Annotated in this window: 23 protein-coding genes and 3 pseudogenes; 25 read left to right on the forward strand and 1 reads right to left on the reverse strand. The window is 48.6% G+C overall.

Features of this window, described 5'->3' with window-relative positions:
• Together pyrF and LH51_RS15150 are read left to right on the forward strand one after the other, a co-directional pair.
• The coding region (pyrF, locus tag LH51_RS15145; protein WP_036523674.1) for an orotidine-5'-phosphate decarboxylase at positions 1-586 on the forward strand (586 nt) is incomplete at its 5' end.
• A 127-nt stretch (positions 587-713) separates the two neighbouring features.
• Complete coding sequence (locus LH51_RS15150) at positions 714-1,004, forward strand: ComEA family DNA-binding protein (protein ID WP_036523677.1); 291 nt, start codon at positions 714-716, stop codon at positions 1,002-1,004.
• Positions 1,005-1,042: 38 nt separating this feature from the next.
• On the opposite strand, the gene LH51_RS15155 is transcribed toward LH51_RS15150, so the two are convergent.
• Positions 1,043-1,936 (reverse strand): AEC family transporter, encoded by an 894-nt coding sequence (locus LH51_RS15155; protein WP_144244295.1) that lies wholly within the window; start codon positions 1,934-1,936, stop codon positions 1,043-1,045.
• 161 nt (positions 1,937-2,097) lie between these two features.
• On the opposite strand from LH51_RS15155, the gene LH51_RS15160 reads away from it, so the two are divergent.
• From LH51_RS15160 to tssE, 23 genes and pseudogenes are all read left to right on the forward strand, one after another.
• Complete coding sequence (locus tag LH51_RS15160) at positions 2,098-2,877, forward strand: FCD domain-containing protein (RefSeq protein WP_036523680.1); 780 nt, start codon at positions 2,098-2,100, stop codon at positions 2,875-2,877.
• A gap of 205 nt (positions 2,878-3,082) precedes the next feature.
• A pseudogene (gene aceE, locus LH51_RS15165) lies at positions 3,083-5,730 on the forward strand (pyruvate dehydrogenase (acetyl-transferring), homodimeric type).
• 39 nt (positions 5,731-5,769) lie between these two features.
• Positions 5,770-7,724 (forward strand): annotated as a pseudogene (aceF, locus tag LH51_RS15170) (dihydrolipoyllysine-residue acetyltransferase).
• A 218-nt stretch (positions 7,725-7,942) separates the two neighbouring features.
• Complete coding sequence (gene tagH, locus LH51_RS15175; protein WP_036523683.1) at positions 7,943-9,334, forward strand: type VI secretion system-associated FHA domain protein TagH; 1,392 nt, start codon at positions 7,943-7,945, stop codon at positions 9,332-9,334.
• Complete coding sequence (gene tssJ, locus LH51_RS15180; protein ID WP_160173744.1) at positions 9,324-9,827, forward strand: type VI secretion system lipoprotein TssJ; 504 nt, start codon at positions 9,324-9,326, stop codon at positions 9,825-9,827. Before tagH ends, tssJ begins: the two co-directional genes overlap by 11 nt.
• 14 nt (positions 9,828-9,841) lie before the next feature.
• Entirely contained in the window at positions 9,842-11,170 is a 1,329-nt protein-coding gene (gene tssK / locus LH51_RS15185; protein WP_036523689.1) for a type VI secretion system baseplate subunit TssK, read from the forward strand.
• Between the two features lie 14 nt (positions 11,171-11,184).
• Positions 11,185-11,943 (forward strand): type IVB secretion system protein IcmH/DotU, encoded by a 759-nt coding sequence (gene icmH, locus LH51_RS15190; protein ID WP_052063837.1) that lies wholly within the window; start codon positions 11,185-11,187, stop codon positions 11,941-11,943.
• Positions 11,916-12,482: a type VI secretion system protein TssL, long form gene (gene tssL, locus LH51_RS15195; protein ID WP_036523692.1), complete on the forward strand. Its 567-nt coding sequence runs from the start codon at positions 11,916-11,918 to the stop codon at positions 12,480-12,482. The genes icmH and tssL overlap by 28 nt, the downstream gene beginning before the upstream one ends.
• Positions 12,483-12,498: 16 nt before the next feature.
• Complete coding sequence (locus LH51_RS15200; protein ID WP_036523695.1) at positions 12,499-12,765, forward strand: hypothetical protein; 267 nt, start codon at positions 12,499-12,501, stop codon at positions 12,763-12,765.
• On the forward strand, positions 12,762-14,666 hold the full coding sequence (tssM, locus tag LH51_RS15205; RefSeq protein WP_081960851.1) for a type VI secretion system membrane subunit TssM: 1,905 nt from the start codon (positions 12,762-12,764) through the stop codon (positions 14,664-14,666). Before LH51_RS15200 ends, tssM begins: the two co-directional genes overlap by 4 nt.
• A complete protein-coding gene (locus LH51_RS23685; protein ID WP_036523701.1) occupies positions 14,642-15,646 on the forward strand; it encodes an ImcF-related family protein in 1,005 nt (334 codons plus the stop codon). The genes tssM and LH51_RS23685 overlap by 25 nt, the downstream gene beginning before the upstream one ends.
• 11 nt (positions 15,647-15,657) lie before the next feature.
• Positions 15,658-15,978, forward strand: a complete 321-nt coding sequence (locus LH51_RS15215; protein ID WP_235263773.1) for a type VI secretion IcmF C-terminal domain-containing protein — start codon at positions 15,658-15,660, stop codon at positions 15,976-15,978.
• Positions 15,978-16,601 (forward strand): type VI secretion system-associated protein TagF, encoded by a 624-nt coding sequence (gene tagF, locus LH51_RS15220; RefSeq protein ID WP_036523706.1) that lies wholly within the window; start codon positions 15,978-15,980, stop codon positions 16,599-16,601. Before LH51_RS15215 ends, tagF begins: the two co-directional genes overlap by 1 nt.
• Position 16,602: 1 nt before the next feature.
• Positions 16,603-17,397 carry a PP2C family protein-serine/threonine phosphatase gene (locus LH51_RS15225; RefSeq protein WP_081960853.1) on the forward strand — a complete coding sequence of 265 codons (795 nt, stop codon included), beginning with the start codon at positions 16,603-16,605 and terminating at the stop codon, positions 17,395-17,397.
• On the forward strand, positions 17,390-18,400 hold the full coding sequence (locus LH51_RS15230; protein ID WP_036523708.1) for a tetratricopeptide repeat protein: 1,011 nt from the start codon (positions 17,390-17,392) through the stop codon (positions 18,398-18,400). Before LH51_RS15225 ends, LH51_RS15230 begins: the two co-directional genes overlap by 8 nt.
• A 13-nt stretch (positions 18,401-18,413) precedes the next feature.
• A complete protein-coding gene (locus LH51_RS15235; protein WP_144244296.1) occupies positions 18,414-19,154 on the forward strand; it encodes a hypothetical protein in 741 nt (246 codons plus the stop codon).
• A gap of 29 nt (positions 19,155-19,183) precedes the next feature.
• Positions 19,184-19,564 (forward strand): annotated as a pseudogene (locus LH51_RS24875) (ImpA family type VI secretion system protein); the annotation flags it as partial.
• Positions 19,565-19,608: 44 nt separating this feature from the next.
• Complete coding sequence (locus LH51_RS23010) at positions 19,609-20,271, forward strand: type VI secretion system protein TssA (RefSeq protein ID WP_235263774.1); 663 nt, start codon at positions 19,609-19,611, stop codon at positions 20,269-20,271.
• Between the two features lie 12 nt (positions 20,272-20,283).
• The gene (gene tssB, locus LH51_RS15245; protein ID WP_036523718.1) at positions 20,284-20,808 is read left to right on the forward strand and encodes a type VI secretion system contractile sheath small subunit; all 525 of its coding nucleotides are present in this window, start codon (positions 20,284-20,286) and stop codon (positions 20,806-20,808) included.
• Positions 20,795-22,288: a type VI secretion system contractile sheath large subunit gene (gene tssC, locus LH51_RS15250; protein WP_036523721.1), complete on the forward strand. Its 1,494-nt coding sequence runs from the start codon at positions 20,795-20,797 to the stop codon at positions 22,286-22,288. The genes tssB and tssC (LH51_RS15250) overlap by 14 nt, the downstream gene beginning before the upstream one ends.
• Before the next feature lie 8 nt (positions 22,289-22,296).
• Positions 22,297-23,646: a type VI secretion system contractile sheath large subunit gene (gene tssC / locus LH51_RS15255; protein WP_081960856.1), complete on the forward strand. Its 1,350-nt coding sequence runs from the start codon at positions 22,297-22,299 to the stop codon at positions 23,644-23,646.
• 20 nt (positions 23,647-23,666) lie between these two features.
• Positions 23,667-24,470: a type VI secretion system accessory protein TagJ gene (locus LH51_RS15260; protein WP_036523727.1), complete on the forward strand. Its 804-nt coding sequence runs from the start codon at positions 23,667-23,669 to the stop codon at positions 24,468-24,470.
• 2 nt (positions 24,471-24,472) lie between these two features.
• Positions 24,473-24,919, forward strand: coding sequence for a type VI secretion system baseplate subunit TssE (tssE, locus tag LH51_RS15265; RefSeq protein ID WP_036523730.1), 447 nt, complete (start codon positions 24,473-24,475; stop codon positions 24,917-24,919).
• Positions 24,920-24,921 lie beyond the last annotated feature (2 nt).

Below are 24,921 nucleotides of genomic sequence, written 5' to 3' on the forward strand. Positions count from 1 at the left end.
GGGTCCAGCTGTGGTTGAAGCTCTGCAGTTGCGTGGTTTTGATGTATTTCTTGATCTTAAATTTCACGATATACCCAATACCACCGCCAGTGCAGTGAGGGCTGCTGCAGAGCTGGGTGTCTGGATGGTTAATGTGCATGCGTCTGGTGGTCGGCGCATGATGCAGGCTGCACGTGAGGTGCTGGATAAGCAGTCAGACTGTCAGACTCTGCTAATTGCTGTGACTGTGCTGACCAGTATGGAGCAGTCTGATCTTGAGGATATTGGTATTGCTGTTGCACCAGAGCAGCAGGTGCAGCGTCTGGCACGTTTAACCGCTGAGTGCGGTCTTGATGGAGTGGTCTGTTCTGCACAGGAAGCGAAATTGTTGCGTCAGCAGTTACCCGATAGCTTTAAGTTGGTTACGCCTGGAATACGTCCCCTGGATGCCGATGCAGGTGATCAGCGTCGTATCATGACGCCACTGGAGGCCTTGCGCCAGGGTAGTAATTATCTGGTTATTGGTCGACCGATCACGCGTGCGGATAAGCCTGCCGATCGCTGTCGCCAGATTCTGAGTGAACTTCATGCGGGTGGATTTATCTGATCGGCGTTTGATCTGTGTCAATCTATTTGCTGTTTTTTTGATCTTAGGCTGGTGTGTCAGGCTGATCCGATTAAGTTTAAGGCGCTGGTCTGGAGACCGGCGTGTTTCTCAAACATGGAGGTTTACAATGAAACTATCTTTTCTTGGTGCTTTGGCACTAACTGCTGCTTTATGTTTTACCGCTCCGTTATCGGCTTCAACGCCGATTGATCTAAATACTGCCAGTGCTGAACAGATTGCCGCTGCTTTATCCGGCATAGGACCGGCCAAGGCGCAGGCTATTGTTGATTACCGTACTGAAAAGGGTAGCTTTGTCAGTGTTGAAGAACTGACTCAGGTGCAGGGCATAGGTCCAGCGACGCTGGAACGCAATCGTGATCTACTGCAAGTTGAGCAGGTCGCGGTACAGGACGACTGAGTCAGTTATCCTCTGACGGCAGACGTTCCCCTTTGCCGTCAGAGTGTAAAGGCCAGTACGATTGGAATGAACAGTAAACTGCCGACATTGCCAATTAGTACGATGGCCGCTACTAAATGAGGTTCCTGGTTATAGCGTTCTGAAACCATATAGTTAAGTACAGCGGGTGGTAGTGCTGCAAACAGCAGTAAGTAGGCGAAATGACGTGGCTCGAGTTGTAAAAAGGGTTGTAAGGCTGCTGCAACGAGTAAGCCTGACAGTGGCGCCAGTACAGCACCCCACAGACCAATTTTCCAGTGAGTAAAGTCTATATTGGTCATGCGTACTCCAAGTGCAAACAGCATGAGTGGAATAGCGATCTGTCCAAGCATATCAACAAAAGTGCGTAAAGCCGCTGGCAGAACCATATCGGAGTAGCTCCAGGCAACTCCTGCAAGAGTTGCAATGATCATCGGCATGCGTAGCAGGTTAAGTAAGCGGGTTTTATGGTCAAGAATATACAGCCCCAGCGTAAAGTGCAGCAGATTTTCAACCAGGAATAAGACAACGGCAGCGGGAAGGGCTGATTCCCCAAAAGCCAGTACAATCAATGGAATACCCAGGTTGCCGCTGTTGGAAAACATCATTGGGGGCAAGAAAGTTTTAGGCTTGACGCCGATAAAGCGACACAGTGGCCATATCAGTAACCCGGAAGCAAGAATAACAACGAATGCAGCAAAGGCCAGTGGATAGTAGCTCGGCAGATCAAAACTTTCAGTCGACATAACTGAGAAGATCAGTGCTGGCGTGAAGATATCGATGTTAGCTTTATTCGCGACTGACATGTCTGTCGGACGCTTTCTAGCATAAATGAAACCGATCAGTACGATGGCCAATAAAGGGAAGATGGTCTGAAATATACGATCAGCGACCATCCAAGCAGTGACTTCCATAAAAACAACCTGTTTACGCATAGGAATCGCTGACTATACGATTAAGTGACTGCCATGTCAGGCCATTTGTGGTTAAATTCTATATAACACGAGTTTGATATACTTCTGGATTTCAATCTAGACGTTGTTGTGATGTTGTTCAGTGAAAGGTAGCTAGTGCGATGGTCTATAAAAGTGTCAGGCAGCCCAAAATATCTGATGCCATTATTCAGCAGATAGAAGAGATGATATTAGAGGGGGCATTGAGTCCTGGACAGCGCTTACCACCTGAACGGGAACTATCAGTAAAATTTGGTGTTTCCCGGCCCTCATTAAGGGAAGCAGTACAAAAATTAGTTGCCAAAGGGCTGCTGACGAGTCGTCATGGTGGTGGGACATTTGTGGCAGAGAAGCTTGGATCAGGCTTTTCTGATCCATTGATGGCCTTGTTTGAAAGTCATCCGGAAGCACAGTATGACTTACTTGAATTTCGTTCTGCGCTTGAGGGGGTGTCGGCATACTACGCCGCATTACGCAGCACTTCGGCGGATAAACAGAAGATTCGCCATTGCTATGAGGATTTACAGCGTTGTCATGATGTGCGTGACTTTGAAAATGAGGTGCGTGCGGACGTAGAGTTTCACCTTTCAATCGCTGCTGCAACGCACAATACAGTGCTTTTGCACATGATGCGGGCACTGTTTAGTCTGCTGAGTCATCATATTGGCGATAACCTAAGTAAAATTTACCCTAAAGCGGATTATCGACGTACCATACATGAGCAGCATGGCCTTTTACTCGCTGCCATTGAGGTAGGTGACCCTGTAGCTGCAAGGCAAGCAGTTCAGGACCATCTTGCCTATGTCGAAGATGCCTTATTGGAACAGGGTAAAGAAAATACCCGAGTTGAGCGTGCTTTACGTCGGGCTGATCTTAATCTGCAAGATAAAACAGCTAGTTAGTAAAATAATTCTTGTATATTTATTACAATTAGTCCTATTTTTGCGCCTATTTAATAGCAATATATGCTCATATGGACAGTAAATCCCAAAAAAGGTAGTATTACTACATAATAATCTGTGCGGTGCAGCATGCAAAACATGCAGCATACGTCTAGGCTTTCATAAATACAGTTATCAACTGGCCGGAGAATACAAAGTGCACGATATAAGAGAAGATGTGGATCCATTGGAAACTCAAGAATGGCTGGACGCGCTTGAGTCAGTTGCCAAGCACGAGGGTGATGACAGGGCGCGTTTTATTTTAAAGAAGCTAGGCCATAAAGCTTCAGACATAGGACTCGGTGCAGCCGGTTCCTTGACAACACCTTACTGTAATACCATCTCACCGCGTGATGAAGTTCGGATGCCTGGCGATCTGTTTATGGAGCGTCGTATACGCTCTTTTATTCGCTGGAATGCCATGGCCATGGTCATGCGTGCCAATGACAACAATGATGCGCTTGGCGGACATATATCCAGTTTTTCATCCTCCGCTACACTGTATGACATAGGGTTTAACTATTTCTTTCATGGGCCGGAAGGCGATCGTGAATCGGATATGGTGTTTTTTCAGGGGCATATTTCCCCGGGCATCTATGCCCGTGCTTACCTTGAAGGGCGTTTGACTGAAGAACAGATGGATAACTTCCGCCGTGAAGTCGATGGCAACGGCCTGCCATCTTATCCGCATCCCTGGTTGATGCCGAATTTCTGGCAGTTCCCAACTGTGTCTATGGGGTTGGGGCCAATTCAGGCGATCTATCAGGCGCATGTGATGCGTTATCTGTCAGCGCGTGACCTGGTTAAGCGTGGCAACCGTAAAGTCTGGGCCTTCCTGGGCGATGGTGAGTGTGATGAGCCGAGTCCCTGGGGGCTATTTCACTGGCGGGTCGTGAACAGTTGGAAAACCTGGTGTTTGTGGTCAACTGTAACCTGCAACGCCTGGATGGCCCGGTGCGCGGTAATGGCAAAATCGTGCAGGAGCTGGAATCCATTTTCCGCGGTGCCGGATGGAATGTAATCAAATGCTTATGGGGCCGTCATTGGGATCCATTATTTGAAAAGGATCATCAAGGTCTGTTACAGAAGCGCATGGACGAAGTCGTCGATGGCGAGCTACAGAACTACAAGGCTAACGGTGGGGCCTATACCCGTGAGCATTTCTTTGGCAAATACCCTGAACTTCTGGAAATGGTCAAGGATATGTCGGATCAGGAAATCATGAACCTGAACCGCGGAGGCCATGATCCTTACAAAGTATACGCTGCCTATCATGAGGCGATGAGTCATAAAGGCAAGCCTACCGTTATCCTGGCGCAAACCGTCAAGGGTTATGGTACAGGGCAATCAGGGCAGGCTAAAAACGATACCCACTCACTGAAAAAAGTGGCGCTGGAGGATCTTAAGCTCTTCCGTGACAACTTCAATATTCCGTTGACAGATGAGCAATTGGAAACTGTACCCTATTACCGCCCATCGCCTGAATCGGCAGAAATGAAGTACATGTTTGAGCGGCGTAAACAGCTGGGTGGTTTTTATCCGGCGCGACGCAACAGTTTCGAAAAACTGCAAACACCTGAGCTGGATACCTTTAGCAGTCAGCTCAAGGGTACTGGTGAGCGTGAAATTTCAACGCAGATGGCGTTGAACCGGGTAATGAGCACGCTGGTTAAAGATAAAAATATCGGCAACCGTGTTGTGCCCATTGTGCCGGATGAAGCACGTACCTTCGGTATGGAAGGCATGTTCCGCCAGTTGGGTATCTATACCTCTCAGGGGCAGCGTTACACACCCCATGATCGTGACCAGATCATGTTCTACAAAGAATCAAAAACCGGTCAGATACTGGAAGAAGGTATCAACGAATCAGGTGCGTTTAGTGCCTGGTTGGCCTGTGCCACTTCATACAGTAACAACAACTGCCCGGTGATTCCTTTCTATATTTTCTATTCCATGTTTGGTTTCCAGCGGGTGATGGATTTGACCTGGGCCGCTGGCGATTCCCAGGCGCGCGGCTTCCTGATAGGGGCCACGTCTGGCCGTACCACACTGAATGGTGAGGGTTTGCAGCATCAGGATGGTCACAGCCACTTGATGGCGCAGATGATTCCCAACTGTGTCAGCTATGATCCGACTTACAGCTATGAATTGACCGTGATTATTCAGGACGGTCTGAAGCGGATGTTCCAGGATCAGGAAAACAAGTTCTACTACGTGACAACGCTGAATGAAAACTATCAGCATCCAGATATGCCCGCCGGTGCAGAAGAAGGCATCATCAAGGGGATGTACCTGCTTGATGAAGGTAAGAAAGCCGAATTGCGCGTACAACTGATGGGTTGTGGTTCAATTCTGCGTGAAGTCCGCGAAGCCGCGACTATTCTGCGTGAGGAATTTGGTGTTGAAGCTGACGTTTGGAGCACCACCTCAATCAACGAGCTACGTCGTGACGCTCAAGCGGTTTACCGCTGGAATATGTTGCACCCCGAAGAGCAGCCCCGTGAATCCTATGTGGAGCAGTGCCTGAAAGGGCGGGAAGGTCCGGTGGTCGCATCAACTGACTATATGCGTATGTACGCCGATCAGTTGCGTGAATATATTCCACGCCGTTACAAGGTGCTGGGTACTGATGGCTTTGGCCGTTCCGATACCCGCGCCAAACTGCGTGAGTTCTTCGAAGTGAATCGACACTATGTTGTGGTTGCGGCACTCAAGGCGCTGCAGGAAGATGGCAAGCTGGAGGCGTCCGTCGTCGCCAAGGCCATGCAGAAGTTCAACATTAACCCTGAAAAGCCGGCCCCCTGGACCGTGTGATACAGGCACTTCTGACTGGTTAAGCGAGAGGATACGATTGTGAGTAAAATTACTGTAACAGTTCCAGACATTGGTGGTTATGATGCGTCGATATCATTGAACTCTGTGTCAAAGAGGGTGATGTGGTAGCCGAAGGCGATTCCCTGATTGTACTGGAAACCGATAAAGCCTCGATGGAGGTTCCATCCACAGCCGCAGGCAAAATCACCAAGGTATTACTGAAAGAAGGTGATACCTGCAGTGAAGGTGATGCTGTTGTTGAATTGGAAGTGGAGGCCGGTGAACAAGCAGCGGCAGAACCAGCGGCTGAAAAACCGGCGGCTGAAGCTGCACCAGCACCAGCACCAGCACCAGCTTCTGCAGCCCCGGCCGCCTCTGGCGGTGTTGAAAAAGTCTTGATCCCCGATCTGAGTGGCGCTGACGATGTTGATGTCATCGAAGTGTTGGTCAAGGTGGGTGACAGTGTTAGCGAAGGCGATAGCCTGATTACACTGGAAACTGACAAGGCGTCGATGGAAGTGCCTGCGCCTATGGCGGGTGTGATTAAGGCGATGCACATCAAGGAAGGTGACAAGGTTAACGAAAATGACTTGTTACTGGAGCTTGAAGTCGAGGGTTCTGCGGCACCCGCGCCTACATCGGCTGATGCCCCTGCAACTGAGGCTGAACCCGCTAAAGAAGCCAGTGCTCCAGCACCAGCTGCTTCAGGTGGTGTGGAAAAAGTACTGATTCCGGATCTCAGTGGTGCCACAGATGTGGACGTTATTGAAGTATTGGTCAAGGCGGGTGACAGTGTCAGTGAAGGCGACAGTCTGATTACACTGGAAACCGACAAAGCATCGATGGAAGTGCCTGCACCCATGTCGGGTGTGATTAAGGCGATGCACATCAAGGAAGGTGACAAGGTTAATGAAAATGACCTGTTGCTGGAGCTTGAAGTTGCTGGCAGTGCTCCTGCTCCTGCGGCTAAACCCGCAGAGGAAAAGCCAGCTGCACCTAAAGCGGCTGCTGCTGAGCCTGCGCCTGCCGCAGCAAAAGCCGCGCCCGTAGCTGATCTGAATGCACTGGAAAAGAGCAACCGTCAGGTACATGCTGGCCCGGCTGTGCGTGCCCTGGCACGTGAGTTCGGTGTAGATCTGTCTAAAGTGAGTGGCACGGGACCAAAAAACCGTATTCTCAAAGAAGATGTACAGCTCTACGTTAAAACAGCGTTGCAACAGGTTGCCGATAAGCCGCAAGCCGCCATTAGTGGTGGTTCCGGTATACCTGCCATACCTGAAGTCGATTTCAGCCAGTTTGGTGAAATCGAGATGGTCAAGTTAAGCAAAATTGCTCGCCTGACCCGCGATAATATGGCGCGTTGCTGGCTGAATATTCCGCATGTGACACAATTTGATGATGCCGATATCACCGCGCTGGAAGCCTTCCGCAAGGAAATGAAGGAAGAAGCATTGAAGTCAGGTGTGAAGCTGACGCCGCTGCCTTTCCTGATCAAAGCCTGCGCGCTTGCACTGTCTCGTCATCAGAAGTTCAATGCATCTTTGCACGCGGATGGTGAACATGTGGTGTACAAAAAGTACGTCAACATCGGACTGGCTGTGGATACTCCGAATGGCTTGATGGTGCCGGTCATCAAAGACGCTGACAAGAAGAGCGTTTATGATCTGTCCAAAGAAGCGGCTGAGCTGGCAGGTAAGGCGAAAGATCGCAAGCTTAAACCCAATGAGATGCAGGGCGCCTGCTTTACCATCTCTAGCTTGGGTGGCATAGGCGGTACCGGTTTTACACCTATCGTGAATGCGCCTGAAGTGGCTATTCTGGGTGTTTCCAAAGCCGATATCAAACCACGCTGGAACGGTAAAGAGTTTGAAGCGCGCCTGATGTTACCGCTGTGTCTTTCCTATGATCACCGTGCCATTAATGGTAGTGATGCGGGTCGTTTCCTGACAGAGCTGAATGGCCTGCTCAGCGATATTCGGCGTTTGTTGCTTTGATCTAAAACGCTTTGATAGATGATTTAAGGCCCCTTTTTGGGGCCTTTTTTGATTTGAATCGTAAAAAAGTCAATTTATATTTGCCACAGGTCTGGTAGTGGATGGTAGAATCTCCCGTCATCGTTAAGTCTGGCAATCTGGGAAGTATGTCAGGGCGTTGAGTTAAAGCAGAGCCTGTGGTATGTGCAGGTTTGAATGGAGCTTGAAAGGAGTTCGAGATGCTGATGGAACTGAAAGTTATCAGTGAACAGCAATTACAACTGAAAGACAGATGTTCAATCCAGTTGGAAAGTGAGCTACTCTCGATTGGGAGGGGGGCTGACAATCACTGGGTTCTCCCCGATGAAAATTTGCACTTATCCGGTAAGCACTGCATTGTCAGTCGCAAAAATGATAGCTTTATCATTACTGATCTGAGCACTAATGGTGTGTATCTGGATAGCCAGGATACCCCTTTAGGCCGTGGTCGTAGTGCTGTGCTGAAACATGGTTCGCTGATCCGAATGGGTGACTACAGAATCAGTGTGTCGATTGATCAGCCAGTTGGCCGACCAGCCGATGCGGTAGCTTTTCATTCCAGCGAGCATGCCGGTAGTGGCTTAACGGCGGCGCTAGCAAATACCTCGACAGCCGCATCGGTTGTTTCCACCTCAGCAGATATAAAAACCTCTGATGATCATTTGAGCCCTGAGCGTGTCAGTTTAACGACATCTCGGCCTACATCCTTGCCTGATCATCAACCGGTGCTGCCGGATGACTGGTTCCTTACCATGGATGCTGTAGCAACAGAGCCCAAGGTTCTAGTGGATCTGCCAGAAGCGCCGACAGATAGCGAAGAAGATGTGTTTGCAGCCCTTGCTCCCCTAGCTGAATCCGAACCCGAAGCGCTAGAAATAGACGCTGAAAACGCCGTTGCTCCTTTGTCAGCGGCGGTAGTAACACAATTAGAGCCAACACCAACACCAACACCAACACCAGCACCAGCACCAGCGGCTTCAGTTGCACAGACTGATTTGCTGTCTGATGCGGCAATGTTAAAGCGAGTTTTACAGTCCGCTGGTTTGGACCCATCACTACTTAAAGATTCGCCGATGTTGGCTGACCGGCTCGGCTCTCTGCTTAAAACCTTTGCTAATGGCATGATACAGGCGTTAGCAACACGTTCGCTGGTAAAGGGCGAGTTTCGTTTGCAGCAGACTATGATTCAGCCAACCGATAACAATCCATTCAAATTTTCCCCTACTGGTCGCGAAGCACTGAACATAATTTTGTTTTCTGATGGGCAGGCTTATCAGGCAGGTGATAAGGCTATAGAGGAAAGCTTTGCTGATATACAGGCCCATCAGCTGGCGATGATGTCAGGTGTTCAGGAAGCGTTGTTTAAACTGCTGAAACGCCTCGATCCCGAATCGCTGGAAACACAATTTCAGCGTAAGCCTCGCCATCTCACGGGTATGCCAGGATTGAAAAAAGTGAATTGCTGGGAAGAGTATAAAGATTTTTATGAAACCTTGAAGGCGAGTATGTCTGATGATCTGCAGGGATTTTTTATCAAGGAGTTTGGTATGGCATATGAAGATCAACTTAAAAAGCTTAATCATGACAGTTAGCCAGCGTTGGTTGTTATTGGGGTTGTTCAGCGTGCTGTCGGGCTGCAGTGCATTGGATGCCATGCGTATCATCGGTAGTCAGGAAGGTAAGTTTTTTGTCAGTGTTGAATTGATTGCTGATGCGCATCTTAATCCAAATAGTCTGAATCAATCTTTTCCTGTCGAGGTACAGGTGTTTCTTATGGAGCGCGAATCAGAATTTGTACGTGCCGATTATTTCGAATTTCATAATCATAGGGCCGCAAGCGTTTCGGATTTGGCAAAAACTGTTGTTATTCGTCCGGGTGGCCGTGAAACAATTCTGTTCGAAATTGATGAGTATGTGCGTTTTGTCGGTGTCATTGCTGCGTTTCAGGATATAGATAATGCCAATTGGCGTGATGTTATTCAGGTCGGAGACAACCGAGGATTTCTGGGTAAATACCTCAGCCTGAATAACCATGTTCAGTTACGTGTGAATCTAGAAGGTAAAGTGGTTACATTCGAAAATTAAAAGGAAGTATTTCGATGAGTTGGCATAAAAAGGTTGCCTGGACTGAAGGCATGTTTATTCGTCCGCAGCATTTTCAGCAGCAGGACCGATATTTTGAAAAACTGATCAACCTGAAAACCACAGCGCTGAGCGGTTATGCCTGGGGAATTACCAGTCTCTCACTGGATGATGGCGCGTTAAAAATCGGCAAGGTGCTGGTTCGTGAGTGCAGCGGAATTTTTGAAGATGGCACTCCTTTTGATATGCCTGGTACGGATACCCTGCCGGATGCACTGGATATCAGCGAGTTGCAGGACGGTGATCGGATTAATCTGTGCTTGCCGTTGTGGAAAAATGGCAGTGTTGATATGGATCGACTACAGAGAACGGCCAGTAATGCCCGCTTTCGGATCGAAACCCAGCAGTTTACCGATGTGGTGGCAGATACCAACAGTGCCGCTGATATAGAGGTTGCCCATAAGAAAATTCGGCTTCAGCCAGAACGTATTACGCATCAGCAGAATACCGTGATTCCGATTGCTCAGGTGCATTCTGTGGCAGGTAATGAGATTCGTCTGGACAGGCGGTTTATTCCACCCACGCTATTTGTTGTATCCGATCCGAACCTTCAGGGATATGTGCGGGAAATCACTGGGCTCTTGTCCCTGCGCAGTCAGTTGTACTCACAACGTATCTTGAATGCTGGGACTGAAGCAGCTGCAGATATATCTGATTTGATGTTGCTGCAGATTGCTAATCGTTATAAGGCCTTGTTTGAGCATTATGGGCGTTTGGGCAGGCTTCATCCACTCGAAATCTATGAGCAAGGACTCAGTCTTGCGGCAGAGCTCGCCACCTTTACCTCAGACTCGCGTTCATTAATGGAACTGGTTGGCTATAACCATCAGGATCTCAAGGCCTGCTTTGATGAGCTGATGCTGGAGTTGAATCGCTCATTGAACACCCTGCTGGAGCAAAATGCTTACCGGATCGAGCTTGAGGTAAAAAGCTATGGCGTGCGTATTGGCATGATCCCGGGTGAGGAGTTGAGTGAGCGCTCTTATGTATTGGTTGTATCTTCGGACTTGCCCAAAGAAACACTCAGAAGCAAGTTTCCTACCCATCTGAAAATAGGGCCTGTAGAGCATATCACGCAACTGGTGAATCGACAGCTGCCCGGTATTCGTATTGAGCCGATGCCTGTAGCGCCGAGACAAATACCCTACTACGGTGGCGCAGTCTACTTTGAGCTTCAAGCACAAGGACGTCTATGGGAAGCCATTCGGACTAACCGGGCAATTGCACTACATATTGGGGAGCAGTTTCCCGAACTGAAAATGGATCTTTGGGCGATTAAACAGTAACACAGGAACGGTGTATGGGTTTTAGTGGTGATAGAACAGTCATGATACCTACCCCGGGTGGGAGAGGTCAGATTGACTATGAGCAGATTCAACCGGCGCGTACAGTTGGATCTATTATGGCAATAGAGGAAATTTCATCGCTGAGCAGCGGGCTGAACCTGCTCGAAAATGCCGCGTTTGAAATACTGGCGATGTTACCGTCGATTCGCAACTACGAGACCCAATTGAGCGCAGAAGCACTCAAAATGAAGCTCATCGAGTTGATTAAAATATTTGAGAAAAAAGCCTACGAAGCCAATGTAGACTCCAAGGATGTCGAGATTGCCCGCTATCTACTCTGTGCCACGGCCGATGAGTTTGTGTTGAACACTCCGTTGGGTGCCAAGAACAACTGGAGTCGCCATAGCCTGCTAAGTTACTTTCATGCTGAGACCTGGGGGGGCGAAAATTTTTTCGTCATCTTGGGTAATCTTGAAAAGAGCCCAAGAAATAATATTGATTTGCTTGAGTTGATATATATCTGCCTGGCGCTGGGGTTTGAGGGTAAATTTGCAATTGAGCCTGACCGTGCAAGTAAATTACAAGAACTTAAAAATGGCTTGTTCCGCACCATCACTCAGATTCGTGGTGCGATTCCCAAGCCAGTTTCGATTCATTGGAAAGGCGAAGAAGTGGTTGCGGAGAAGATTCGCAATACATTGCCTTATGGGTCCTGGCAGTTTTCCTGCTCGCCATTATGTGCGTGGTGTATTTCTATCTGCTTATACGGGTAAACGATCAGTCGAGCTTCTCACTGCTGAATGCCTCGCGAACCTTAACAGAACAGCATGGTGATTTTCAGGTACAGGTTCCTGAAGTCGATGAATCGGTACTGGTACGAATCAATCGCTTGTTAGAACGTGAGGTCGAGCGGCGGCAGGTGAGCCTGAATGATCGTCAGAACCAGATTCGCATCGTCATCAACACCGATCAGTTGTTTCGCTCAGGCAGTGCGGATGTAGAGCCGGATTATGCGACTCTGCTCAACCATATTGGTACTGCGCTGATGGATGTTGAAGGGCGAATTATCATTGAAGGGCATACCGACAGTATTCCAATCAATACACTTCGCTTTCCATCCAACTGGCATCTATCTCAGGCGCGTGCAGAGCAGGTCAAGGCATTGTTGGAACGCGCGGGGAATGAGCTGGGGCGCTATAGCATAGATGCTAAGGCCGATACTCATCCAGTAGCGGGCAATGATACACCAGCGGGTCGTGCCCAGAATCGTCGGGTAGAACTGGTGTTGTTACCAAATTCAGAATGGCGTTGAGGATAGGGAAATCAGCATGAGGATATTTCTAGGGATTTTTCGGAATATAGGCGGGCTACTGGGCTTGCTTGCTCTGCTGATATTAGCGGCGATTATCTGGTTTGTGTTACCTGCTCTGTCAATTGGCAACAGTAACCCTTTCCAATCGGCGTTAGCACGCGGAAGTATGATTTTTACGATGTTTGCCGTGGCACTGGTCTATAAAGTCCGGACCTGGGTGCTGGCCAGAAAGCGTAACGATCAACTGGGTCAGGGGATGGCGAAAGCTCCCCTGATGGCCTGAACGATAAAGCCGATAACGCCAATGAAGCCGAGTTCAAAACCAAGTTTGAAGATGCAATCCGCTTACTTAAAAGGCAGAAAGGGCCGGGTGCCGGCGGAAATTATCTATACAACCTACCCTGGTATATGTTGATTGGTCCGCCCGGATCTGGAAAAACTACGGCTTTAATCAACTCAGGTCTGCATTTTCCGCTGCTGGATCAGTTCGGTGCATCGATACGGGGTGTAGGTGGTACCAAAAACTGTGATTGGTGGTTTACCGATCAAGCCATTCTGGTGGATACCGCGGGTCGCTTCACTACTCAGGATAATCAACAGGCCAGAGACAAGCAGGATTGGAATACCTTTTTGTCTCTGTTGGCAAAGTACCGCAAGCGTAAGCCAATTAATGGCATTGTTGTTGCCTATAGCATTGAAGATTTGGTGCGCAAAGACGAAGCCGATATTGTCTCGGATGCTTTGTTAATCAAAAAAAGGATATATGAGCTTTATGAGAAGTTAAAAATAGAGTTTCCAGTGTATTTGGTGTTTACCAAGTTGGACTTGCTACCTGGCTTTGAAGAGTTTTTCGGTCATCTGGATAGCGAAGGGCGAGAGCAGGTTTGGGGTACCACGTTCAAAATAGCAGACCAGCAGGATGATCCGGTCAGTCGTTATCTGGTGGAGCATAAGCTCCTGACTGAACGTTTGCAGCTCAAAGTGCTTGATGGACTTAAAAACGAAGCGGACCTGACCAAACGAGACAGTATCTACATGTTCCCGCGCATGATGGCATCTTTGCAGGATCGAATTAGTCTGCTCTTGGATACCAGTTTCAAGCCTACACGGTTTGAAACCGATCTGATGTTGCGCGGCGTGTACTTCACCAGTGGCATACAAGATGGCACAGTTCTGGATAGAGTAATTAGTGGCCTGTCCGCCCATCTTGGGCGCACGCGTGGAGCAGGAGGGCGACAGGGTAAAAGCTATTTCATCAAAAATTTACTCAATGATGTGGTATTTAAGGAAGCGGGTCTGGCTGGTCATAATGCCCGATTCGAAAAGATTCGTTCGATGCTCTATCTTGGCAGTTATGCGGCGTTACTGGCTGTCTGCATTGGCATAACTGCCTTTTGGTATCACAGCTTTACGCAAAACACGCAGCAGCTGCAGCAGTTCAATCAAGCTATTGCTCAGGTGGAAGAACAGCGTCAAACGGTTCAGGAATCTGATCATGACATCAAACATGTCCTGCCCATTCTGAATACATCACGAGATATTCCATTTGGTCATGGAAGCTGGAATGCTGAGCGTCCTGTTATGTCCGGTTTTGGTTTGAATCAGACAGGTAAAATGCATGCAGAGTCTGTCAGATTATATGAACGCTCCCTGATCAATTTATTGCTACCAAGGTTGGTTTTCCACCTTGAAGAGCGGCTGTTGCGTCAGGAGGAAGGACTGTTTGATGACTTGAAATTTTATCAGGTATTAGGTGGAGAAGTTGAAACAGATCAAGCGTTTGTTAGTTGGTATATTCAATCCCGTTTTCGCCACTACGACAGTGCTTCCCGCGATACATTGGAGAGCCATGTAGAAAAATTAATCAGTATATTGCCTGCACATTATTACCCATCACTGAGTTCAGAGTTGGTTCAGCTGGCTCAGCGGCGCCTGCTGCAACAACCCGTATCCTTAAGGTTGCTGGAGCAGATTGAGTCGCATGCTGCCCATGATTCAGTCAGTCAAGGTTACCGTTTGCTGGATCTGGTAGGAAATAACGGTGTACTGATTTTTGCGGTAGAAGGCAAAAGCATTCAGGAAGTTCTGATTGGCGGGCTCTATACCGTGTTGGTGCGCAGCGCTATTTTGCACAGCAGTCGGGTTTTCTGGATAGATTGTTGGAAGAAGACGCCAGTATTTTAGGTTATGACCAGACGCTTGCAGAGCGTTACAAGGCTGAGCTTTTCAGACAGTATCTACAGAAATACCAGCAAGTCTGGCTGGATACCCTGCATGCCATTCAACTGGATAATATTAACGATGTACAGGCTAAAGCACGTGCCATTGACTTGCTTACCGGTGAGTCCTCGCCCATCAAACAACTCCTTGGTCTTGTCAGAGCGAATACGGAGTTTTCAACCTTCTTTACCTCTGTAAGCGCAGCAGCTAACTCAGAGAATTATCAGCAGGGATCCGTTGCATTGGCCGTGCTCAACGACGACCTAATGGAACTGGTGTCGTTAGAAGTGCTACCAATTTTTGCCCGGATTAACCTTTTTGCCACTTCTTCAGACGCTGAGGAGCCTGAACGACTTTCGGCACTATTTTCCCAGTTGGACGCGTTAAAAATATTTTTGCAGGGACTGCAGCACTCAGTAAATGCTGAACGTTCAGCCTGGATGCGAGCCAGCAGCCATCAGGGAATGGGAGAGGTCGTATCGCAATTGGAGATGGAAATTGCCAATTTGCCCAAACCCCTGTCTACCTGGCTTGCTCAACTACTGGACTCAGCCAAAGCGGAAACCGGGTCGCAGGCACGTAGTTATATTCAAAACCAGTGGGCAAGTAATGTTGTACCTGCTTGTCGCGACATGATTGAAGGTCGCTATCCTTTTGCATCCGATGCTAATCGTGAAATCACCCTGAGGGATCTGGCGAGCTATTTTGCCAGCGGTGGCATAGTTGATGGGTATTTTGAGGACTATTTGTCTCCTTATGTGGACCGTTCCCGTTCACCCTGGCGTTGGCAGCAGGTGACAGGCTTTGAGTCAGCTGGGGTGAACACCTTGCTTAGGCAAGTCGAGTTAAGTAATCGTATTCAAAATATGTTTTTTGGGCCGCGGGGGATACACCTTCTCTCAGTTTTGAATTGGTTCCCCGCGATGTCGATCCGGAAATACTGAAGATTACCCTGGTGATTGATAACGAGGAACTCAGTTATGCGCATGGCCCGAAGTTAGGCCGTCGTTTTGACTGGCCATCATCGAATTTGTCCACCCAGTCTTTTTCGCGTTTGGTTATTGAGATGGATCAGAACACTGAAGCCATTACTGAGCAGGGCGACTGGTCATTATTCAGGCTGTTTGACCAGGGGCGCATGACACGCATTGATAGTGAACGCTACCTCATCGAGTTTTCTACCCGTTCAGGTCATCGTTTTAATTTTGAACTGGTTGCAGGCAGTGTCTATAACCCGTTTGACGCTAATTTGTTCAAGTCCATCAGGTGCAATTAATGAACTTTAATATTGCAATCTACGGAAAGCTACCTGCACATTCAGATTATGTGTTGTTGAATTTTCCTGCTGGAATAGAAACCGCTCTGCACCAATGGTCGGTGCAGGTGTTATCTGCAACAGAGCAGGAACTAGGGCGGGAACAATGGTTGCCAGCCTTTCTTAACGCCAATCCTTGCGGATGTGTATTGCAAACCCAATGCCCGGCTTCGGCGACATTTTATGGCGTCATGATACCTAGTGTAGACAGAGTCGGGCGTTATTTTCCGCTGTTCAGTGGCGTGTTTATCGAGGGGCAGGTTGATCTATCAAGGCTGGATAAGTCGCTGCTTAACATGGTCGTGTTAGCGATACTTGATGAGCAGGTTGCGGCTCTGCATGGTCGTAAACAGGTGGACCAGCTCTACACAGCTTTGCTGGAGCGATCTGTTGTGGCAGAACTGGTTGCCGCATTGGAGCGGCTTTCATCTATTGTAGCTAATGAGATAGATAGGCCATCAAATATGGATGTAGTTTCATATAGCTGGTGGTGGGAAATAGATCACCCGGATCAGATGTATACAGCCACGGGTATGCCGCCCGTTGCCTATTATCAGTCGATTTTAACCAGGGAACCGGTATGACATGAGTGATGAGCCATTATATTCGATAACCCGGCCAGGGCAGAGTGATACCGGCAAAAGCTGGATCAGTGTCGGTGAAAGTATTACCGGGCCGGTAAGACAGAACAATGAAGACCGGATCTATGCCGATGACCTTCTGGGGTTGTGGTGTGTGGCGGATGGTATGGGCGGGCATCTTGAAGGTGGCGTGGCCAGCAGCTTGATTGCCCAGTCACTGGAAGATCTGCATCCAGAGCAGATGAGTTCAATCGATGCCTTTATTGGCAAGTTGATTGAGCTGTTGAAAAGCACCAATCAGATCATCTATTCAATTTCGAATGAAATGTTCGAATCGAAACAAATTATTGGTTCCACTTTCGTCATTCTGGTGCTGCACCGGGACAAGGGGTATGTGCTTTGGGCCGGAGACAGCCGTTTGTATCGTATGCGGGATGTCTATTTTGAGCAGGTGACGATTGATCATACCCAGTATGAGGCACTCAAAAGTCAGCACCTGCTGGATGAAACTACTACCGAGGATGCCCAGAACCACCCAGCAAACCATATCCTTACCCGGGCAATGGGTGTCAGGGAAGAGCTGGAATTTGAAATGGTGGAAATTGATGTACAGGAAGAGGATGTGTTTCTGTTGTGTTCTGATGGGCTTTATAACGTTATTGATCAGATGGAACTGGGAAAATCACTCTACTATGCCGATGACTACGCGGCCGCCCTGAAAACCCTGATCAATTCAGCGGTGCTTCGGGGAACAACCGATAATGTCAGTGCAGTAATCGTGGGGATGGCAGATGTGTAGATCAGTCGTACTATTGATAGGTTCGTTACTGGTGTTGGCTGGCTGTACAGCTGGAAATCAGAAACCCATACAGATTGATCCAGTTGATGCAGCCAGTGAATCGGAGTTGATGGATTTCTACAAGGGGTTACATCAAGTCGGCGTGCGCCTGTTAGCTGAAAATGCGGGAGAGGGTGGGCGTGCGAATTTACAGCGCTTCAATGCATTGTATTTCACAGGAAATGAGCAGCAAGCTCTGAAGTATCTACGTATGTCATTATTCGCCGACCCATTTAATTCGGACAGCAAGGCTGTTGCGGCTCAACTGGAGTCAACGGATTTGTTTGGTTTACTCAGTGACCAGGTTGGCAGAGATGTTGGTCGTCGAATTACCTACGGTGTACAGGAATCACTGCCGGATGTGTCAGCACGAATTTATGGTAACGAACATTATGCCGTACTGTTACAGCGCTACAATGCACAGGTTAATGCTGATTATCTGAAGACACGGCAACTCTTTGCACCTGACCTGAAGCAACTGCCAGTGCTGGATTACTATTACCAGCCCAGCACACCTGCACGACCCGTGGCTACACCGGCTGTGCGTGCTACAGCCACAGCCACAGCTTCTGCATCACCCACCACCCCAATCGCAGAATCTCAGCCGGATGTTGTGCCTGATGCATCTTCTGATCAGGAGGTGGCTCCATTAATTGAGGAACCTGTAGAACCTCAGCCGCCGACACCACAAGAACTGTATCAGCAGGGGCATTCTGTCGCGGCTTATCGTTTACTCCGGAATCAAGCTGCTGCCAAGCGTGATCAACCCTTGTATGAGCGCTTGCGGGAGTCGTTGGTGGAAGCACCTTACCGCGAGGGTGTCAGCTATTTTCATGCTCAGGAGGTACGAGAAGCTATCGAAAAATTTGAGCGGGTGTTGAGCATTGAACCGGAGCATCAACGTGCCCGGCAATATATGGACCGGGCAACGCGGCTTGATGCGCGTTTAAGTGATATCGATTAAAGAGTGGGATGAGATGAATACAGCTGAATTGATTGCAAGCCGTCGAATGACCCGGAAACTCTCGGGTGTATTGCAGCAACGAATGGAATTGTATCTGTCCTGCCTGGCAGGCTCCTTTTCCCCAGTGAATGTGTTGGGGAAGTATATCAACGGACAGGGCAAAGCGAATGTCAGTAATGATGATCTGGCCTTCAATCTGATACAGGAACGCTATAGCAGCCTTGCGGCGGAAGAGCCGTTTAACCTTAAAAAATCGCTGTCGGCTCCAGTTGATGTGTATTCACATAGCCCGGGTCTATACAAATTCAGTTACGAGCGTGTGATTGAAGATGAAAATGCGGAACTGCAGGTATTTGATATCTTGTCTCCCAATCGCTGGATTCTTGGTTATACAGGCTTTGACTTACGTGATTTCAGAGATCAGGTGCAACAGCGCAAGGCGATAGAGGGAAACCGGTTGGAAGACTATCTGCTGCATTATCTACTGATGTGCCAGGTTATGGAGTCAAATCCGAAGTTGAATACGCTGTTAAGTGATTTAAATATTCGCGTGGAAGAAGTGCGACTGGCGGGTCTGGGCAGTATGCCATTTGTCATGCTGACGGCTGAGATTGACAGCTTTCTGCCAGAGGATAGTGTACTTCTGGAAGTCAGCAGTGTGTCAGGTACTAATCAGTTTGAAGAGCTGATAGATATCGATTCGATAAAGGAACAGCCCAGCAAGTTGCGCTTGCTGGTTGAGGCTCTTTTGTAAACAGGTGAAATCAGGACAGCTATATGGATATGCAAGCGTTACAACAACCTATATCGGGTGACATGCCTCAAGGAGAGGATCTACGTTCCAGTCACTGGGCCAATGAATTTCATTCATTGAAAGACCTGCGCAATGCCTTGAGAAATGAAGAGCGTCAGGCACTGAATATAGATGATATTTATGCCGGTTATACCGGGTGGCGTACGCTCTATGAACGCGCAATTGAATTGCTGAAAGTGGGTAGTAAGGACATAGAGGTGACTGCTTGGACCATTGAAGCAGCTATTCGGCTGGAAGGTTTTGCCGGTCTGGCGAATAGCTTTGAGTTACTGCACCAGTTATTGCTGCAGTATTGGCCAAATCTCTACCCTAAAGATGAGGATGGTTATGAATCAACGCTGTTTCCCCTAACTGGTCTTAACGGGGTTTCTTCTGATGGTGCATTGATTATGCCTTGCGTATGGCACCTCTGTTTCCTCAGGGGCCGAGTATTTCATTGCTGGACTGCATTAAAGCATTCGAAGTATCTGAAACCAAAGATCCTCAGAAAAAAGAAGCACTTAAACGCAAAGGGTTACCCGACTATGAACAGTTGCAGTCTCAGGTTGCTCAACTGGGCGCTGACGTACACAAGGCTTCCATCAAAGCTTTGCAGCGCTGCATCGAGTGCTTCAGTCAGATTGATGCCTATTTGTATGCACAGTGTGGGCATGAATCACCGCCTTCTTCTCAGATTAAAAGTCTGTTGCAGGAAGCGCTGGATAGAGCCAGGCATTTGTCCGGTATGACCTCTGTTCCAGAGTTGTCCGAGGTATCTGATCATCCAGAGGTGAATATGCCTGCAGAGCCAGTAGCACAGCCAACGACACATACAGCACAGCAATTTAATCTGGATCACTACCGTCCGGCCAACCGTGAAGATGCCTTTATCCTGATCCGAAAATTGATTGTCTTTTTTAAAGAGACAGAACCGCATTCACCCATTGCTTACAACCTGGAACGCATCAATCGATGGGGGGATTTAAGTTTACCGGAATTGATCGGTGAACTGATTACAGACGATAGCGCACGCGCGAATTTCAACAAGATCACTGGCGTGGAAGTGATCAACAAGTAAGGGAATAGCATCATGAATGAAAGTATTCATAAAAAGCTTGAACGAGTCCGTAAGCCCAGGGTTCATATCAAATACGATGTGGAAACCGAAGGTGCCATGGTAGAAAAAGAGTTGCCGTTTGTGATGGGAGTCATGGGAGACTTTACCGGCAATCCGACAGCCCCGAAAAAACCCCTGTCGGAGCGTAAGTTCATCCAGATTGATCGGGACAATATCAATGATGTGATGAAAAAAATGGAGCCGGGCCTGAATCTGAAAGTCAAAAATACTCTGGCTGATGATGGCAGTCTTATGTCGGTCAACCTCAGCTTCAAGTCCATGGATGACTTTGAACCGGGTCAACTGGTTGAACAGGTAGAGCCGTTGAAAAAATTACTGGATACACGTAACAAGCTACGTGATCTGCTAACCAAATCAGACCGGTCAGAAGAGCTCGAATCTCTGCTGGAAAATGTGCTGCAAAGTACCGATGAGGTAAGTCGACTGGCGGAACGTCTGAAAGGTGAAGAAGAGGGTGGTAACGATGAATCAGTTTAAGACACAGGATGGTGCTGAAACAAGAGTCGTTGACCAGGACGACATCCTTGAGCAGGTGATTTCTGCTACCAAACAAACCAGTGCAGATGATACCCGTGATCTGATCCGCAATCTGGTAGACGAAGTACAGGAAGGTACCGTGGTATGGGATCGCAATATTGCCAAAACCATTAACCGTGCCATTGCCCAGATCGACAGTAAAATTTCTTCGCAACTGGCGGAGATCATGCACGCAGATGAATTTAAAAAGCTGGAAGGGTCATGGCGTGGCCTCTCTTATCTGGTGCACAACTCTGAAACCAATGCGAACCTGAAGGTGAGAGTACTCAACCTGACAAAGCGTGAGCTATACAAGGATCTGGATCGGGCTGTGGAGTTTGATCAGAGCGAAACCTTCAAGAAAATTTATGAGAACGAATTTGGAACACCGGGTGGTGAGCCTTATGGCGCGGTGATTGGTGATTTTGAGATGACCAACCATCCGGAAGACATTGAATTGCTCTCAAAAATGTCTAACGTGGCCGCTGCTGCTTTTTGCCCGTTCATATCGGCAGCGGATCATAGCCTGTTTGGACTGGAGAGCTGGAATGAGCTGTCTCGTCCACGCGATCTGGAAAAAGTGTTCGACTCCAAGGAATACATCAAATGGCGCAGTTTCCGTGAGTCTGAAGACGCGCGATTTGTCAGCCTGACGCTGCCACGCACACTGGCACGCTTGCCCTACGGCTCCGATACGCTGGCTGTTGACGCTTTCAACTATGAAGAAGCATTGAAAACGCCGGACGGTAAAGCGCTGCCCTTGCCACATGATGACTATTGCTGGATGAATGCGGCTTATGTCATGGGTACCCGTTTAACCCATTCATTCTCGACAACCGGTTGGTGTACTTCGATTCGCGGAGCCGAAGGTGGAGGGAAAGTGGAAAATCTGCCGGCGCATATATTTACCAGTGATGACGGTGACCTGGATCTGAAATGTCCGACTGAAATCGGTATTACTGATCGGCGTGAAGCGGAGCTTTCAAAATTGGGCTTTCTGCCATTATGTCACTACAAAAATACTGATTACGCGGTATTTTTCGGTGGGCAGTCTGCGCAGAAACCCAAGAAATTTGATCGTCCTGAGGCAACTGCCAATGCTGCCATATCGGCCCGTTTACCTTACCTCATGGCTACGGCAAGGTTTACGCATTACCTGAAAGTTATGGCGCGGGATAAAATCGGTAGTTTCATGGAAGCCGATGATGTAGAAGCCTGGCTTAATCGCTGGTTGATGAACTATGTCAATGACAACCCAAACTCGGGTCCAGAGATGAAAGCACGTTATCCGCTTAAAGAAGCCAAGGTCAAGGTGACCGAGGTGCCAGGTCAGCCGGGTGCTTACAATGTGGTTGCCTGGATGCGTCCCTGGTTACAGTTGGAAGAGCTGACTGTCTCCATGCGCATGGTTGCCAAGATTCCTCAACTGGGCAAGGACTGATTTAAGTGATGTCCGGAATGGATGCCGCTGCACAGACTGAGCGACTTAACGCCATGGCAGGACGCGTGGCTGTAAGTCGCTGGATTGCGGATATTGATGAGCAGATCAGTCAGCTGCTGCATGAAATTCTGGTGCATCCGGACTTTCAGGCACTGAAATCCGCTTGGTACGGGCTGCGTTATCTGGTCGAGGCTACATCAATCACATCGGTTAGCGTACGCATGTTGGATGTATCCTATGCCGAGTTGCTCAAGGATTTTGATTTTTCCATTGAGTTTGATCAAAGCAATCTGTTCCACAAGGTCTATAGCCAGGAGTTTGGTACAGCTGGTGGCACACCGTATGGTGTGATCCTCTGTGACCACAAGGTTAATCTGCAGCAGCAGTCGTCTTTGAATGCCTATGTTGGCTATCTTCAGCATCTGGCACAGATCGGTGCGGCGGCATTTTGTCCCTTTCTGCTGGGTGCTCCACCGGCATTACTGGACCTGGAAGGTTATGATCAGTTATCAGGTCGGATAAACCTGGATACGACTTATCGGCAGCTCAAGTTCCTTAAATGGAATCGTTTTCGGGCCCATCCAGATGCCCGTTTTATCGGTATGGCCTTGCCTGGTGTACTGATTGATACCCCGGTTCATTTACAGTCTTGCAGCGGCTTTATGGTCAGTGAAGCCCTGGCGACACGCAATGCTGACAGTTTTACCTGGATGAGTCCGGTGTACTCGCTTGGCCGGACGCTGACACATTGTTATGAGGCGAGCGGGTGGATGGCTGAAATCTGTGGTGTAAAACCACACGGTGCAACGGTCAATGGCAATGCCAGTGGTTTTAGCAGTCTGGTTGATGAGTTTCCCTGTTTGCAAGCTGAGAAACTGGTGCATGATGAGCTATCACAGTCCCTGGCAGATTATGGCTTTATCAGCCTGACAAGCACCACCAATAGCGCCAAAACCGTTGTGTATACCGCGCCAAGTCTGCATAGCCCTCCCAGCTACGATGATATGGCCGCGCAGCATAATGCAAGGTATGCCGCCCAGCTGCAATACGTACTCTGCGTATCGCGCTTTTCGCATTACCTGAAAATACTGATGCGCGATAAGGTAGGTAGCTTTACCTCTGTCGATGAGTGTCAGGCGTATCTGAAAAACTGGCTATTGAACTATGTCATGTCTACCAGTGATGCCTCTGAGCATTTGCTGGCCAAATACCCCCTGCGTGAAGCGCAGGTCAGTGTCTTTGAACTGCCGGGCCAGGCCGGTGTATTCAGGTGTGTCGTCAGATTGACGCCTCATTATCAATTGGAATGTGTTGAAACAGAGCTGCTGTTCTCGACGGATGTTGTGAACAGCGGTTGACGGAACTAACGAGGAAAGTCATGGATAGCGTGTTAGCAAAGTTTAACCAGGGTGCCTTGGATCAGGCTTTATCGCAGGCACAGTCAGCCTTGAAAGCCAAGGCTGGTGATGAAAACCTGCGATTTTTATTGGTGCAATTATATCTGCTCGGTAATCAGTATGAAAAAGCCCTCACACACTTGGGCCTGCTTGAGCAATCGGTCGCGCAGGATATGCAAAAGGCATTCTCGATTCACTGTTACCGTCAGATAGTCCAGGCCATGTCGTCTCGACAGCTGTTGTTTAACCAGCGCAAACTGGTTGAAGTTGACGTATCACAGGTTTCCGAACAAGCGTTGCAGGCGCTGTTACGCCGCTTGGCAGGGGAGACGGACATTGGTGATGGCATGGATTCCGATGAGTCGAATCGCCAAGCGCGTGTTTGCATGAACGATGGCGCTAGTTACCAAGGTGAGTGGTTGGATCCAGATGATCTGTTGCGGGGGTTTGTCGAGTGTATATCGCCTCAGGGTGTGTACCGTTTAATTCCCATGGCACAACTGGAAAGCCTGAGTTTTGAGCCACCAGGCAAACCGTTAGACTGCTTGCTGCAACGTGTCACGGTTAGCTGGAAAGCGACGCCGTCATCGAGTGCCAGGCAAGAAACGCTATTACATATCAATCACTACCCGTTTGCACCTAAAGGGGTTGTCGACCTGAATGCGACAGATTGGGATGCGCAGCGACTGCCTTGTGGGGTTGTTGGGGTCGGGCAGAAGGTGTTTTGTCTGGATGATGAGTTGATTGCGGTGAGTCAGCTCAGTTCCATCGAGTTTGAGACCTGAGTATGTCGGTTACATTTTTAACCCGCTTTCTGGATGACCAGCCAGGGTTTACCGAAGATCAGCCAGTTTCTCAGCGTTTGCAGAGCCGCCTTTACATGGATTCTGTCCTGGCTGATTTGGAAAAAGTGCTGAATTCCAAAATGAATGTGGATTTCTACCAGCAGGTTGCCTTCGACACTTTGTTAAGTTTTGGCGTGGTGGACTTTTCCTCAGTCAATGTCGCTTCGAAAGACAGTGTGGAGCAGTTGCGCCAGATATTGTTGAAGACGCTACGGGCGAATGAGCCACGCTTCTGTGATGTCAGGGTATCCATGAAAGAGCCAACGCTGAATCGGACACAAATCGCCTTTCAGGTTGATGCCGTGTTATCTCTCCATGATGGGGAAGAACTGGTGATGTTTAATGCCTCCTTTGTACCGACTGTCAGACGCTTCAGGCTTAGTGAGTAACC

Origin of the sequence: Nitrincola sp. A-D6 (assembly GCF_000764495.1) — a bacterium.
In the GTDB taxonomy this organism is placed as follows: Bacteria; Pseudomonadota; Gammaproteobacteria; order Pseudomonadales; family Balneatricaceae; genus Nitrincola.